This is a genomic window from Bradyrhizobium sp. Tv2a-2, assembly GCF_000472425.1.
GTDB lineage: Bacteria > Pseudomonadota > Alphaproteobacteria > Rhizobiales > Xanthobacteraceae > Bradyrhizobium.
This window is the reverse complement of record NZ_AXAI01000042.1, coordinates 19,112-33,940: the sequence shown is the minus strand read 5'-3', so window position 1 is coordinate 33,940 and position 14,829 is coordinate 19,112. Positions and strand designations below refer to the sequence as shown.

General features: G+C 60.4%; 9 protein-coding genes and 2 pseudogenes. 6 read left to right on the top strand and 5 right to left on the bottom strand.

What is annotated here, in order from left to right; translation table 11 throughout:
- A pseudogene (locus tag A3AI_RS49705) lies at nucleotides 1-148 on the bottom strand (IS110 family RNA-guided transposase); the annotation flags it as partial.
- A gap of 1,037 nt (nucleotides 149-1,185) precedes the next feature.
- Here A3AI_RS49705 and A3AI_RS44580 point away from each other — a divergent pair.
- Nucleotides 1,186-2,073: pseudogene (locus tag A3AI_RS44580) on the top strand (IS110 family RNA-guided transposase); the annotation flags it as partial.
- 655 nt (nucleotides 2,074-2,728) lie between these two features.
- The gene (locus A3AI_RS0139535) at nucleotides 2,729-3,556 is read left to right on the top strand and encodes a TIGR03619 family F420-dependent LLM class oxidoreductase (protein ID WP_024520778.1); all 828 of its coding nucleotides are present in this window, start codon (nucleotides 2,729-2,731) and stop codon (nucleotides 3,554-3,556) included.
- A gap of 39 nt (nucleotides 3,557-3,595) precedes the next feature.
- On the opposite strand, the gene A3AI_RS0139530 is transcribed toward A3AI_RS0139535, so the two are convergent.
- Entirely contained in the window at nucleotides 3,596-4,429 is an 834-nt protein-coding gene (locus A3AI_RS0139530; RefSeq protein WP_024520777.1) for a TIGR00282 family metallophosphoesterase, read from the bottom strand.
- Between the two features lie 421 nt (nucleotides 4,430-4,850).
- The gene (locus A3AI_RS45655; RefSeq protein WP_084801200.1) at nucleotides 4,851-5,663 is read right to left on the bottom strand and encodes a class I SAM-dependent methyltransferase; all 813 of its coding nucleotides are present in this window, start codon (nucleotides 5,661-5,663) and stop codon (nucleotides 4,851-4,853) included.
- Nucleotides 5,664-5,889: 226 nt separating this feature from the next.
- Here A3AI_RS45655 and A3AI_RS0139520 point away from each other — a divergent pair, with 226 nt between their 5' ends.
- Nucleotides 5,890-6,522: a tyrosine-type recombinase/integrase gene (locus A3AI_RS0139520; protein WP_024520775.1), complete on the top strand. Its 633-nt coding sequence runs from the start codon at nucleotides 5,890-5,892 to the stop codon at nucleotides 6,520-6,522.
- 474 nt (nucleotides 6,523-6,996) lie between these two features.
- Nucleotides 6,997-7,404: a hypothetical protein gene (locus A3AI_RS0139515; RefSeq protein ID WP_024520774.1), complete on the top strand. Its 408-nt coding sequence runs from the start codon at nucleotides 6,997-6,999 to the stop codon at nucleotides 7,402-7,404.
- 77 nt (nucleotides 7,405-7,481) lie between these two features.
- On the opposite strand, the gene A3AI_RS0139510 is transcribed toward A3AI_RS0139515, so the two are convergent.
- Nucleotides 7,482-7,883 (bottom strand): EF-hand domain-containing protein, encoded by a 402-nt coding sequence (locus tag A3AI_RS0139510; protein ID WP_024520773.1) that lies wholly within the window; start codon nucleotides 7,881-7,883, stop codon nucleotides 7,482-7,484.
- Nucleotides 7,884-8,188: 305 nt separating this feature from the next.
- Nucleotides 8,189-8,587, bottom strand: a complete 399-nt coding sequence (locus A3AI_RS0139505; protein WP_024520772.1) for an ABC transporter substrate binding protein — start codon at nucleotides 8,585-8,587, stop codon at nucleotides 8,189-8,191.
- 267 nt (nucleotides 8,588-8,854) lie between these two features.
- Here A3AI_RS0139505 and A3AI_RS46935 point away from each other — a divergent pair, with 267 nt between their 5' ends.
- Entirely contained in the window at nucleotides 8,855-9,202 is a 348-nt protein-coding gene (locus A3AI_RS46935; RefSeq protein WP_198030344.1) for an Arm DNA-binding domain-containing protein, read from the top strand.
- A gap of 143 nt (nucleotides 9,203-9,345) precedes the next feature.
- A complete protein-coding gene (locus tag A3AI_RS0139495) occupies nucleotides 9,346-14,820 on the top strand; it encodes a trifunctional serine/threonine-protein kinase/ATP-binding protein/sensor histidine kinase (protein ID WP_024520770.1) in 5,475 nt (1,824 codons plus the stop codon).
- Nucleotides 14,821-14,829: the final 9 nt, after the last annotated feature.

The following is a 14,829-nucleotide window of genomic DNA, read 5'->3' as shown; positions in this document are numbered from 1 at the left end:
TGAAGCGGTAGGCGGGATTCTCCAGAACCTCCAAAAGTGCTTGAGGCTCGCTCGCCACCTTCACTTCCTTCAAGATCTTGCCCGCGTCATCCAAAATGCAGACACTCGTCTCCTTGACCGATACGTCCATTCCGGCAAAATGGTCCATGCTGCGCTTCTCCTTCTGATGCTTGAGGCCGTCACCACGGACCTCGTTTCACCATCAGCCTGAAGCGCAGCACCTAAAATCTTCAGCTATCCACAAGCTGGATCGGCCGATTACCCCATCTTAGCCACCAACAGCGGCCCGAAAGCAGACATGCCGGTCCGCCGCTGGGGGCCACAAGCGGTCATTCTGCAAGGGTAGGCACGTGAGAACACTTCTTGTTCCCTTGATTTAGGTCAACGCGACCTCGCAGTGCGTGGCCATCTGTTGATGCTGGGGGGCCACTTACCCCCGCCTGCCAAGGCGGCAAATCTTCGTAGCATACAGGCCGTTGTTGCTGGAGGATCATCATGAAGAGGCTCACTCTGATTGGAGCAATTCTCCTGGGAGCCGCAACCTTGAGCGTGTCGCCTGTTTCACTTAATTGGTCACCAAACCAAGGTGTGTCGGTATCGCAGGACAAAGCCTACGCCGTGATTGGTAGACCTGGCACTCCTGGAAGTGTCGCCGGGGTTGCAAGACGACAAACCCGTCGCGCTGTACGGCGCGGGTACGGCTACTGATCGCTCCCTTTTCTTAGGCGAGGCGGCCGGTGGAAAGTGCCCCTGTCTGGCTGGGGCCCTCGTTGCGCGATCGCGAGGTCCCTTTTCGCCGATCAGGTATCGGTCGCCGGATCGAAACTTATTGCAGCGCGTTCCAGGCAATGTTTCGGCAACATAAGAAAGAGGCGGCTCAATAGGCCGCCTCTTCCGCGCAGTTGATTGGCCGCAGAAAAAAGGCCCCGGACGCCGGGGCCGTTTTGACGTCCTACTTGACGCGCTTAGTCCCGCCAATTTGCCGGTTCGCAGACAAACTCGTTTTTATGGTCTTTAACCCGGACGCAGTGAACGACGCGGGAGGCATCGAGGTCTGCGCCGTTGCTGTCGCGCCACGCGTTGGTGCCGTAGAGAGTTGCCTCTTCGCAGGGAGGTCGCTTGTACGGAGCTGTGGCAAACGCGCCTTCGTCTGGAGCCCGGATGCAGTGAACGACGCCGGAGGATGGCATCGAAGCGGGAATGGCAACGCACTACGTTGCACGTGAGCTTGCGTCGCTTGGCCATGATGTGAAGCAGGTTCCGCCGACATATGCGAAGCCGTTTCGGCAAGGGCACAAGAATGACTTCCGAGATGCACTCGCTGTGGCCGAGGCCGTGCAGCGACCGACGACCCGCTTTGTTCCACCCAAAAGCAATGAGCAACTCGATCTGCAAGCGCTACACCGGGTGCGCTCGCGCCTTGTCAGCCAACGGACTGCCGTGATCAATCAGATTCGCGGCTTTCTCCTGGAGCGCGGCATCATCGTTCGGCAAGGACTGCGGTTCCTTCGCCAATTACTACCCGACATTCTGGCAAAGCGAACGGACGTGCTTTCCCCACGAATGGTACGCATCGTCAGTGACCTTGCCGGCGACTGGCGGCAACTCGATGATCGAATTGAAACCGTGACTGATGAAATCGAGACACTGGCAAAAGCTGACGACAGTTGTCGAAGGGTGATGACTGTGCCGGGCATTGGCCCGATTATCTCGAGCGCCATGGTTGCGGCGATCGGCAATGGATCAGCCTTTTCGAGAGGGCGGGATTATTCGGCTTGGCTCGGCCTCGTGCCCAAACAGATGTCGACCGGAGACCGGACTATCCTCGGACGCATCTCCAAGCGCGGCAACAGCTACTTGCGCATGCTCTTCATCCAAGCAGCCCGGGTTATTCTGTTGCGGCCGGCGAACTGGCCGAAGCACGGTTTTGGAGCCTGGCTCGTTCGCGCCATTCAACGCCTGCATCCTAATATTTTGGCTGCGGCCCTTGCCAACAAGCTCGCGCGGATCGCCTGGACCGTGCTCACACAAGAGCGCAGTTATGAGGCGCGCGTTACGAAAGCGGAGGCTTAAAATGAACATGCTCTGGTTCACCAAGGGGATCGTCGCCGCCCCACGTCGCCACCGTCGCTCGCCTCATTGGGCGAGCGAGCGACGGTGGCTCCGAGGGGACGGCTCAGGCTGATCCCGAAAGCAATAGTTGGCTTTCCCGCCGAGGTCTGCGAGTCGAAATGAGGAGATGGAGAAAAGGTCTCGCCAGCGCGTTCGTGATCAGGTGGCCCTTATGGCCTTCGGGGCCGAGACGCGAATGAGATCGAGCGCGCGCGGATATCCATGATGGCCAGGAACTCAAACGTTCCGTCAAGGGCCGGATACAGAAGCGCAAGACCCACGACCTCCAGATCATCACTTTCGGCTTGCAACGCGCGGCCGGTCCATACAGAAGGGCCATAACCGGAAGCGCGTCATGATCCGGCAAGCTTGCGAGCTTGGTGAAGTGCACTAGGCCTCCGAATGATCAATCGCGTGCGAGACCGTTCAGAAACTCGTCATCTGGCGTCAGTGATGACGCTCGGCCATTCCCGAAGGCCAGCTTGGTCATGCCGTAGAGCCGACGCCCGCCATGAGGTCCCTCCGCAACACCTCTTGCGGGCGCTCCGTCGCCGCGGCAGCATGTGCTCACCGGGCCATCTGCGCTCTACTTCATCTATGGAACACGGGGAGCATCATGCAAATCGGTGTTCATCTGCCGCATATCGGCCGCAAGGCCACGCCCGAGGTGGTCACGCGCGCCGCGGTTCAGGCTGAGGAGCTCGGGCTTGCCGACGTGTGGGTGAGCGAGCACGTCATCCTGCCGAAGGACGCGCCTTATCCACCCTCGCCGGCCTTCCTGGAGCCGATCCTAACCCTTGCCTGGGCGGCCGCGGCGACCAAGCGCGTCCGGCTCGGCACCAGCGTGATCGTGCTGCCGATGCATCATCCGGTGCCGATCGCAAAGCAGCTCGCCACGCTGCAGACGCTGAGCAAAGGGCGCGTCATCTTCGGCATCGGGGTCGGCTGGCTCGAAGCGGAATTCTCCGCGCTCGGAGTGCCGTTCCGCGAGCGTGGCCGGCGCACCGACGAGAGCATCGCGCTGCTGCGCGCGCTGTGGAGCCAAGACCCAGTGACCTTCAAAACACGCTACTGGGCGACACAGATCGAGGAGATGCGCATGCAGCCACCCCCTTCGGCGCCTATTCCGCTGTGGGTCGGCGGCAGTTCCGAGAGGGCCCTGGAACGTGCCGTGAAGCTCTGCGACGGCTGGCACGGCTCGCGGCTCACCGCCGATGCGGCAGCGCCGGTGATCAAGCGTTTGCGCACGGTGAGGCCGGACAAGACCTTCACCATCTCGCTGCGCACGAGCTTCGATGGCAAGGACCCTGCCGAGCTGAGCGAAAGGCTTGGCGCCTATCGCGACGCGGGCGCCGATCACATCATGGTCCAGCCCGAAGACCGCGACATCGACGACTGGATGCGCACGGTGGAAAAGATCGCCCGCGCGGGGAGCATGCACTAGTCCCAGGACGTGGATGCCGGACCTAAGGCTGTCGGTGAACTAGCTTTTCTCGTTCGGGAAGGAGGGAAGAACCGGTTTCAGGCAGCCGCCAATTCGGATTGGAGCGATGCTGAGCGCCAACCCAGAGCGCTCGTCAGTCTCGACCAAAACGGCGCAGAGCGTTGCCTCGCCAGAAGCCGGCTCGAACCGCCTCATGGGAATGCCGGTCGTGAACCGGCGGAGAGGCTCCTCCTTAGCCATGCCGACGATGGAATTGTAGTCCCCGGTCATGCCGACGTCGGTTATGAAGGCTGTCCCTCTTGGGAGGATCCTATCGTCCGCGCTCGGCGTGTGGGTGTGAGTTCCGACAACGAGGCTTGCTCGTCCGTCGCAAAAGTGCCCGGCGGCGTGCTTTTCGCCGGTCGCCTCGCAATGATAGTCGACGATAGTCGCCTGGACGGCGCGACCGAGCGGGTTGGCATCAAGTTCGGCTGCGATGCGACCGAACGGATCTTCCACCGGCTCCATGAACAGTCGCCCCAATGCGTTGATGACGAGAGCGCGTTGTCCGTTTTTGGCTTCGATCAGCACGGCTCCCGTACCGGGCGTGCCAGCGAGATAGTTGATAGGCCGCACGAGGCGGGGGCACTCGTCAATGAATTGCAGAGCCTCCTTCTTGTTCCAGGAATGATTGCCCAGAGTAACGGCATCTGCGCCGGCAGCGAGAATTTCGTCGTAGACGGGGCGTGTGATTCCGAAGCCGGCGTCGGTCGCGTTCTCGCCGTTGACGATCGTGAGATCGACCTTCCAGCGACTGATGCAATTCGGAAGATGGGTTCCAATGGCCTCCCGCCCAGCCCTTCCGACGACGTCTCCGACGAACAGAATACGCATGCTCAGCTACCCACATTCCGAACGATGATTTGTCTATGCTACTGAATAGGTTGTCAAACAACTCCTCCGCGGAGTGCCTTTTTGACGGGCGGCGCAGCCGTCCAGAGGGAAATGAAGTCGAAGGCCTCGGAGCCGTGACCCGTTGTGCTTTGCAAGTCCTGAAGGCTACGGCGCCCAACGTGCCACTGACGAATGCGCGGCTGATCATGTCGGCATTTCCTTCAAGGAGTCCGCAGTAATCGTAGCACATGCAGGCCAACAGGATCAGGGGTATGGCTGATATTGGCCGCTCGACTTCAGGTTCGGGTCACTTGCGTCGACTTTCCCGTGGCTCCGCTAGGTCCGGTCTAACCCCCGAAGCCGACATGCAGACCATCGCCGGATTTTGTCGGTACGGGGTCATGAGCGGAAAATCGGGAATTTATTTGTGCGCAAATGCACCAATCAGAGCGACATAGGAAGCAAAGGAATTTTCCGTGTCTAGCTCCTGATCGAGCCGATCCTTCAAAGTATTCAGGTCGCCCAAATGACCAATCGTCAGCCCCTTTGCGATGATGTTGGGCATCAGGGCTGCAAGGAGATCCGGAAGTAGGCTCCTGATCTCGGGGCTATTCCCCAGCGGTAGTTCGACGCGCAACTGCGGTGCGTGCAAGCCGCATGCAATGAAGCCTTGGTAAAGTTGCTGCTCCATCTCTGTGCTGGCACCGCCCGCTTGGAAGGCATCATGCGCTACCTTTGTCACCGACAGACGCAAAGGCAAGTGGGCTGAATATGTCAGCCATAATTTCCATGTGGGCTCTTGCAGTGCCAAGATGCCGCCGGGCCGCAACATTCCATAAAGGCGCTTGATGATCGCGATCGGATCAGGAATAAACTGCAGCACAAGCCTTCCAATGATCGCGTCGAACGGATTGGAGGGCAAATATTCAGCTATGCCGGCACGATGGAAGGACGTGTTTTCGAAGCCGAATGCCGCTGCGCGTCGTTGCGCAGTTTCAATTGAAGCTTGATCGAGATCAATGGATGTGACGTGACCGGCTGTCCCGACACACTGAGCGGCGATCATGGTGACATCGCCCATACCGCAGCCGATATCGAGCACACGCATTCCCGGGGAAATGCCCGCGTCGCGCAAGAACCGTTCCGTCAGCGGAGCCAATACTCGAGCTTGGCGGATCAGCCGCTGTTGCTCGACGCTCGTATGTCCAAGAACATAGTGGGCTTGCAAAGGCATGGCCGGGCGCCTCCATAGCGGCTTCCGCGAGGGAAGTAGCCCCCAATGTGCCAGAAATACCAGATGGGCAGTAGTCTCTTGAACAGCAAGAACGTCTGCAACGCGGTCATTCGCTGCGGACTTAAAGCGCCCCACGGCGCCCCATGTCCGCAACCATCTGAAAGCAGACACGATCTGCACGTCAACAACGCATGCTCGGTGCCCTCACAAATCGAGGAGTACGATCATGCCAGAACAAGACAGCTTCTCCACAAAAGCTCGCCGCACCCCCTGGAATAAGGGCAAGTTGATAGGAGCCAAACCTCCGCTGCGGCCAAACCAAGTTTGGTCGATCCGAACACGGTTCCTGATCGAAAGACGGACCCGCGACCTTGCGCTTTTCAACCTTGCGATCGACAGCAAGTTGCGAGGTTGCGACGTCGTCGCCTTGAGGGTCGAAGATGTCGCTCCGAATGGTTATGCGGTCGATCGTGCGACCGTCCGGCAGAAGAAGACCGGGAGACCGGTCAAGTTCGAGTTGACGGATCAAACCCGGCAAGCCGTTGACGACTTCCTAAAGGAAGCCGGTAAGAGGCCAGGTGAGCATTTGTTCGCTGGACGCAGTGGGCGCAATCGGGCGATGACAACCCGCCAATATGCCCGCCTTCTTGCTGACTGGGTGGCAAGCATCGGGCTTGACCCGAGGGTGTTTGGGACCCACTCCTTGCGGCGGACCAAGGCAACGCTAATCTACCGCCGCACGGGGAATTTGCGAGCCGTCCAGCTCTTGCTCGGCCACACCAAGATCGAAAGCACGGTCCGATATCTTGGGATCGAGGTTGACGATGCGCTCGCAATTGCCGAACAAGTTGATGTCTGAATCACCAGGGCAGAGCGGACATGCTCTGCCCATCGGCCATCAGCCGCTTCGGGCCAAAACCCGACATGCCCGCTGGCTACAATCGCTTCCACTGGACGATGCGGCGACTAGGTGGTGGCGGCGCACTTACTGCCACCGAGCCCACGGGGCCAATTAGTCGTACTGACTAGCTATTTCGGCTGACCGGACTGAAGCTGCCGAGACCTGGTCCGGTCATTAGGCTCTACCAATTTGAGGCCTTGTGCTTTGCCGAAACTACTTGTTTCTCAGACGCCTCCGGTAGCGTAGAATGTAGTTGCGCTCGGAGCGCGATGTGCCGAAATCACCGTTCGAGGCAAACGAGCAGCACTGGTGCTATCGGCAGGCACTCTCCTTTAAGAAACCGAGCTTTTTTCGGTTTCGCAGCATCACTCACATTGGACGAAATGTGCACGCCACTTCTGCGGTGGCTCAATGCGTCACGGGAGAAAAGCGATGAACAACATAGATCGAAGGTCAGCATTGGGAATTGGGTTGGCAGCGGCTTCGGCGGCGATGATAAGGCCAGCCACCGCTCAAACGATGGGCTACAAGGATACGACGCCATGGCCGGGTGTCGTGGTGCGTGCTTATGAGGGTGAGACACCGTCCATCATCCCCGGTTTTAAGACCGTCTCAATGCGAGACGTAATTATGCAACCGGGCTCGAAGACCATGGGTCCCCCGATGGAGAACGCTATGGTCTGTCACATCACTGAGGGAGAGCTTCAACTCGATCAGGATGGGAAGATGTTCCCTGCCAAAAAGAACTTCGTGTGGACCTGCAACAAGGACACAAAAGAGCAAGCCTCCAATATGGGGAACGTGGTCGCGATCATGCGGATCACGGACCTGAAGGCTTAAAGCTCGTTTCTAGGTAAGAGATCGACTGCACATTGGCGGATGGCGCACGCGACGAGGCGCCATCCGCGCGGACCCGATCACCTGGTCCCGTGTATGAACGCTTGCATCTCCTCAAGGGTAAGCTTGCCATCTTTATTGCTGTCCATTGCCTTGAAAATCCGTTCGTGAGCTGCCTGAAACTCCTGCAGTGAGATGGTCCCATCGCCGTCGGCGTCCATCAGAGCGAACATCATGCGCATCATGAAAGGTGGTCCCATCACGCCTCCACCCATCATGCCGTGTCCCATCATATGTCCCATCATGCCTTCGCCCATCATGCTTCCGTGCCCCATTGTGCCCCCGCCTTCTTGGCCCATGGGATGCGATTGCATTTGTTGCTGATCTGGTTGGGGGGCCATTTGGTTCTGTGCAAAGGCACCGACAGTGCCGTACGCCAGAATGAGTGCAGATGTCGTGAGTCCCAGGATGCGACTGTGCATTTGAAAACCTCCTCAAGAGCGTTGCTACCGTCCGGCAAATCCCGCCCCGAGCGATATATGACTCTATCACTTTTCGCTAAGGCAGCCGGTATTGAGATGGCTAGGCTTCGACGCGTCGGAACCAAGACGGAGAACGCGAGCGCGACTTTCAACACGTTCAGAATGTCCGTTCCGGGTCATCAGCGTCGGTTGAGCCGCCTTGCCGGCATTTCCGCTCTACCCCATGAAAGCCGACATTTGGATGATCGACGGAGTTCGTCGGTGTGGGCCATGAACAGACTCATGCACCGCAGCAAAAAAGTCCCCTATTCGATTAGCTCGTCGGCACGAGCAAGGATCGACGTTGGGATCGTGAGGCCCAGCGCGGCAGCGGTCTTCAGATTGATCACCAGCTCTAGCTTCGTCGGGAACTCGATCGGCAGGTCGCCCGGTTTAGTGCCCTTCAGGATTTTATCGACGTAGTCCGCAGCACGGCGCCAATCGGCTGAAGGGTTTATGCCGTAGCTCACCAGTCCGCCAGTCGCAACGGCCTCGCGGAAAGTGGAGACGGTCGGGAGCTTGTGCTCAATGGCCACTTCCGCAATGCGCCGCTGCGCTGTGGCAAGCATCGTGTCGGCAAGAACGATGATCGCTTGCGCGCGCTCCGACAGTGCTTGGAGGGCGGGATCAATGTCTTCGGGAAGCCGAACCTTCCGGAAGAGCAACTTGATGGGCTTTTGCCCACAACAGGACTCGAACCTGTGACCCGCTGATTAAGAGTTCGTGCAGGTCGACATTCCTCTGATTTGATCGGTGTTGTTGTAATTTGGCAATACGCTGAAAACAAACAATTTTCTAATTCATCATACGGATTTTGCGTTGACCAAAATTGATTAGTTTTCCCATAATCGGGTTACATGGGGGTTACATGAGTCTGGCCCTATAACCGGAGTGACGCCGCCATGCTACCTCACAGCGAGAGGTGCCCCGACATGGCAAAAGTCAACTTTGCGGCGGGGGTCGAGGCGCATCACTGCCCGCGAGGTCAATTCACCAGGACCGGGAGGCCCATAGACCAGGCGTTTCTGTGGGATGCAAAAACGCCCGGTTTAGGATTGCGGGCGACGGTGAGTGGCGCGAAGACCTACATCTTCCAGGCCAAGCTGAACGGCTCGACGGTCCGCGTCACGATCGGTGATCCGCGAAGCTGGACGCTCGACAAGGCGCAGAAGGCCGCGCGTGACCTGCAGCAACTGGTCGACGACGGGAAGGACCCTCGCGAAGTCAGGGCCGAGCAACGCACAGCCAGCGAGACGCGCGAGGCCGAGGCGCTCCGGTAATCGCGGAGATACCGTGTTTGAAAATCGCTTTCGCAGCGCATCCTGCCCGAACTATGCGGACGAATGTAGCGTCCAATCGAATGACGGGCTGTGGCGTGATGGTAGCCTGCGGCCGATGAAGACCTGCAAGGGTTCCGGTGCCAATGGGTAACAGCCTCCAGATCCTGTGGGACGATGGCGAGCGCGTCCTCTGTCGAGGGCGGCGCCCGGGCGAAGGCGGCAGCCACAACGTCCTGCTGGTGCGGCCCGCCGCCGAACATCCATTACCCGCCAGCCTTGATCGCCTCGTTCACGCGTTTGGCCTGAAGCACGAACTCGATGGCGCGTGGGCGGTGCGGCCGCTGGAACTGGTGCGCGAAGGCGGCCGGACCCTGCTGGTGCTCGAGGACCCTGGCGGTGAGCCGCTCGCGCGTCTGCTCGGCGCGCCCATGGAGATGGGCGATTTTTTGCGGATCGCTGTCGGCATCGCCGCGTCCCTTGGCAAGCTTCACCAGCGCGGCCTTGTCCATAAGGATCTCAAGCCCGCGCATATCCTCGTACATTGCGCCGACGGACAGGTCCGGCTCACCGGATTCGACCTCGCCTCCCGGCTGCCGCGTGAACGACAGGCACCCGAACCACCCGAGACGATCGCCGGCACGCTCGCCTACATGGCACCCGAGCAGACCGGCCGGATGAACCGCTCGATCGATTCGCGCAGCGACCTCTACGCGTTCGGCGTCACGCTCTACCAGATGCTGACCGGCATGCTGCCGTTTACGGCCGCTGAACCCATGGAATGGGTGCACTGCCATATCGCCAGAAAGCCGGTGCCGCCGTGCGAACTGGTGGAGACGACCGTCCCTGTCGCGGTCTCCCACATCGTCATGAAGCTGCTCGCCAAGACGGCCGAAGAGCGCTACCAGACGGCCACCGGTGTTGAGCATGATCTGCAGCACTGCCTCGCCGACTGGCGACGTCAGCACCGCATCGATACCTTCCCGCTGGGCGAACACGACACGCCTGACCGGTTGCTGATACCCGAGAAGCTGTATGGGCGGGAGCGCGAGGTCGACACCCTGGTCGCCACGTTCGATCGGATCGTTAGGAGTGGCCCGCCTGAGCTGGTGCTGGTCTCCGGCTATTCCGGCATCGGCAAATCCTCGGTCGTCAATGAACTGCACAAGGTGCTGGTGCCGCCGCGGGGGCTCTTCGCGTCGGGCAAGTTCGACCAGTACAAGCGCGACATCCCCTATTCGACGCTGGTGCAGGCGTTTCAGAGCCTGGTGCGCCCGCTGCTCGGCAAGCCCGACACGGAGCTGGCGGGCTGGCGCGACGCCTTGCTGGAGGCACTGGAGCCCAATGCGAGGCTAATGACCGACCTCATCCCCGAACTGAAGCTGATTATCGGTGAGCCGCCACCCGTCCCGGCACTCGAGCCGCAACAGGCGCAACGCCGTTTCATGCTCGTGTTCCGGCGTTTCATCAGTGTATTTGCCCGGGCGGAACATCCGCTTGCGCTCTTTCTCGACGATCTGCAGTGGCTCGACGCCGCAACGCTCGACCTGCTCGAGGATCTGTTGACCGGCTCGGACCTGCGGCACCTGATGCTGGTCGGCGCCTACCGGGACAACGAGGTCGATGCCACGCATCCGCTGATGGTCAAGCTCCAGGCCATCAGAAACGCGGGCGTCAAGATCAATGAGATCACGCTGGCGCCGCTCGCCCGTGTGCATGTCAGGCAGTTGATCGCGGAGGCGCTTCACTGCGAGCCGGCGCGCATCGCACCACTGGCGCAACTGGTCCATGACAAGACGGGTGGCAATCCGTTCTTTGTCATCCAGTTTCTGCACGCGCTTGCCGAAGAAGATTTGCTCACCTTTGATCATGACGCGGGGCAATGGTGCTGGGATCCCGATCGCATCCATGCCAAGGGTTACACCGACAACGTCGTGGACCTGATGGTCGGCAAGCTGGCCCGCCTGCCGGCTGGGACGCGGCACGCGTTGGAGCAGCTTGCCTGTCTCGGGAACGTCGCCGGGATCACGACAGTGTCGACCGTTCTCGGCATTCCGGAGGCACAGGTCCACGCGGCGTTGTGGGAGGCGATGCGTCAGGAACTGGTCGAGCGGCTGGAGGGCGCCTACAGGTTTGGTCACGACCGTGTTCATGAAGCCGCCTATTCACTGATCCCCGAAGCCTCGCGGACCTCGGCCCATCTGCGGATCGGGCGGCTGCTCGCCAAAGGGACGCCCCCGGAAAAGCAGGAGGAGGTGATCTTCGAGATCGTCGGTCAGCTCAATCGCGGCGCCGCGCTGATCACCGAACAAGAGGAACGGGAGCAGCTCGCCGGGTTCAACCTGCTCGCTGGCCAGCGCGCCAAGGCGTCGACAGCCTATGCCTCGGCGCTCACCTATCTCGTCACCGGCGCGGAACTATTGAACGACGATTGCTGGGAGCGTCGGCATGATCTGACGTTTGCGCTGGAACTGAACCGGGCCGAATGCGAATTTCTGACCGGGCAGTTGTCGGTTTCAGACGAGCGTCTGGCGGCGCTATCGAAGCGCGCCGCGACAACGGTCGAAGAAGCGCTCGTCGCGTGCATGCAAATGGATGTCTACCTGGTCCTCGATCAGAGCGGTCGCGCGGTCGATGTTTGTCTCTCCTACCTGCGGCATGTCGGCATCGAGTGGTCTCCGCATCCGAATGACGAGGAAGTGCGACGCGAATACGAGCGCATCGGGACACGGCTTGGGGGCCGGACAATCGAGGCACTCATCGAATTGCCGCTGATGGAAGACGCGGCTTCACTCGCGACCGTCGAGGTGCTGAACAAGTGTTTCGCGCCGGCTGTGCAGACGGATGTGAACCTGGTTTCGCTGACGATCTGCAAGGGGGTCAGTCTCAGCATCGAGCGTGGCAACTGTGACGCTTCATGTATGCTCTATGCCAATGTCGGCAGGGTCGCCGGACCGCGTTTTGGTGACTACCAGGCCGGATTCCGGTTCGGCCAGCTCGGCTGCGACCTCGTCGAACGACGTGGGTTAAGACGGTTCGAGGCGGGCACGTATCTTTGCTTCGCGGTTTTCGTCATGCCCTGGATGAAACACGTGCGGTCTCGCCGTGATCTGATGCGCCGCGCTTTCGAAGCGGCGAACCGGATCGGAGACCTCACGTATGGCGCCTACGTGGGCAACGAACTCAACTCGGACCTGCTCTTCGCGGGCGAGCCGCTGCACGAGGTGCAAGGCGAAGCCGAACGCGGCCTTGCGTACGCAGGGAAGGTGCGGTTCGGTCTTGTCATTGACCTCATCACCACACAACGCGCGCTGATCCGGACGCTTCGCGGCCTGACGCCGACGTTCGGCTGCCTTGACGACGGGCAGTTCAATGAACTTCGTACCGAAACCCATCTGTCCGGCAACCCGGCCTTGGTCCTCGCTGCGAGTTTCTACTGGATCCGGAAATTGCAGGGGCGCTATATCGCTGGTGACTATGCGGCGGCCATGGACGCCGCGTCGAAGGCGCAACCGCTGCTCTGGATCTCTTCCACGTTCTTTGAGGAAGCCGAATATCATTTTTACGGCGCGTTGGCAAAGGCCGCCTGGTGCGAGTGCGCCCCGGCCGACGAGCGGCCACAACACCTGGACGCTGTCGTTGCACATTACCGGCAGCTTCAGATCTGGGCGAAAAACTGCCCGGAGAATTTCGCGGACCGCGCCGCGCTGGTCGGTGCCGAGATTGCCCGGATCGAAGGCCGCGTGGTGGATGCCGAACAGCTCTACGAGCAGGCCATCCACTCGGCGCAGGAAAGCGGCTTTGTCCACGGTGAGGCACTCGCCAATGAACTTGCCGCACGGTTTTATGGGGCGCGTGGGTTTCAGACGACTTCGCGCGCCTACCTGAAGGAAGCCCGTTACTGCTATATCCGTTGGGGCGCCGACGGGAAGGTGCGGCAACTCGACAAGATATATCCGTACTTGAGAACGGAAGAGACCGTACTCGCTCCGACGAGGACGGTCGAGGCATCGGTCGAACAGCTCGACCTCGCGACTGTGATTAATGTCTCGCAGGCGGTGTCGGATGAGATTGTCCTGGACAAACTGATCGACAAGTGCCTGCGCACGGCATTGGAACACGCGGGTGCCGAGCGCGGCCTGTTGATGCTTGCGCGAGGCACTGAACAGCGGGTCGCGGCAGAAGCCACGACCGGCGGAGAGACGGTCATCGTGCAACGGTGCGATGCGCCCGTGACCGCGGCCGCGTTGCCGGAATCGGTTCTGCACTACGTTGTGCGCACCCAGGAGAGCCTGATTCTCGACGATGCGGCTATAGAGACGTCGTTTGCCGCAGACCCCTACATCGATGAGCGCCAGCCGCGCTCCATTCTTTGCTTGCCCTTGACCAACCAGGCCAAGCTCACCGGCGCGCTCTACCTCGAAAACAGTCTGACTACCCACGTGTTCAGCCCGGCCAGGATCGCCGTGCTGAAGCTGTTGGCCTCGCAGGCTGCGATTTCGCTGGAGAATGCCCGCCTGTACCGCGATCTTGCGGAACGCGAAGCGAAGATCCGGCGATTGGTGGACGCCAACATTGTCGGGATCTTTGTCTGGAATGTCGACGGTCAGATCGTCGAGGCCAATGACGCATTTCTGCGCATGGTGGGATACGACCGCGAGGATATCGCCTCGCGTTCCCTGCGGTGGACGGACCTGACGCCGCCGGAATGGCGCGAGCGCGATGAACGAGCCGTGGCGGAGGTTACGAGAACGGGTAGCGCGCATCCGTTCGAGAAGGAGTATTTCCGCAAGGATGGCACCCGCATACCCGTGCTGATCGGCGGTGCACTGTTCGAAGAAAGCCGCAACGAGGGCGTTGCGTTCGTGCTCGATCTGGCGGAGCGCAAGCACGTCGAGGAGGCGTTGCGTGAGGCGCAGACGCAGCTCGCGCACGTCAATCGCGTCGCGACGATGGGAGAGCTGTCGGCCTCGATTGCCCATGAAGTCATGCAGCCAATCGCGGCGACGGTTACCAATGCCCAAGTTGCCTTGCGCTGGCTAAACGCCCAGCCGCCAAAACTGGAGGAGGCCCGGCAGGCGCTCGGTGCCACCGTCAAGGCAGGCAACCGAACCACCGACGTCATCCAGCGGATCCGTGCCCTGGTCAAGAAGGCACCCCCACGGAAGGAAGCCGTGGAGATCAACGGAGCAATCCTTGAGGTCATTGCTCTGACCCGTGGCGAAATTTTAAAGAACGGCGTCTCGGTGCAGACACAACTCGCGGAGGGCTTGCCGCTCATTCAAGGCGATCGAGTCCAACTGCAACAGGTGATCCTCAACTTGATCATCAACGCCGTCGAAGCGATGAGCACAGTCCGTGAAGGGGCGCGCGAGTTGCTAATCAGCACCGGGAAAGATGCATCGGGCGGGGTGCTCGTCGCCGTGCGGGATTCGGGCCCGGGACTGAGCCTGGAGAGTTTTGGCCGCCTGTTCGACGCATTCTACACCACCAAGCCCGGTGGCATGGGCATGGGACTATCGATCTGCCGATCGATCGTCGAAGCTCATGGGGGACGAATATGGGCCTCTCGTACGGCCGGCCCGGGTACAGCCCTTCAATGTGCCCTGCCTGTAGGGTGAGAGTGTAAA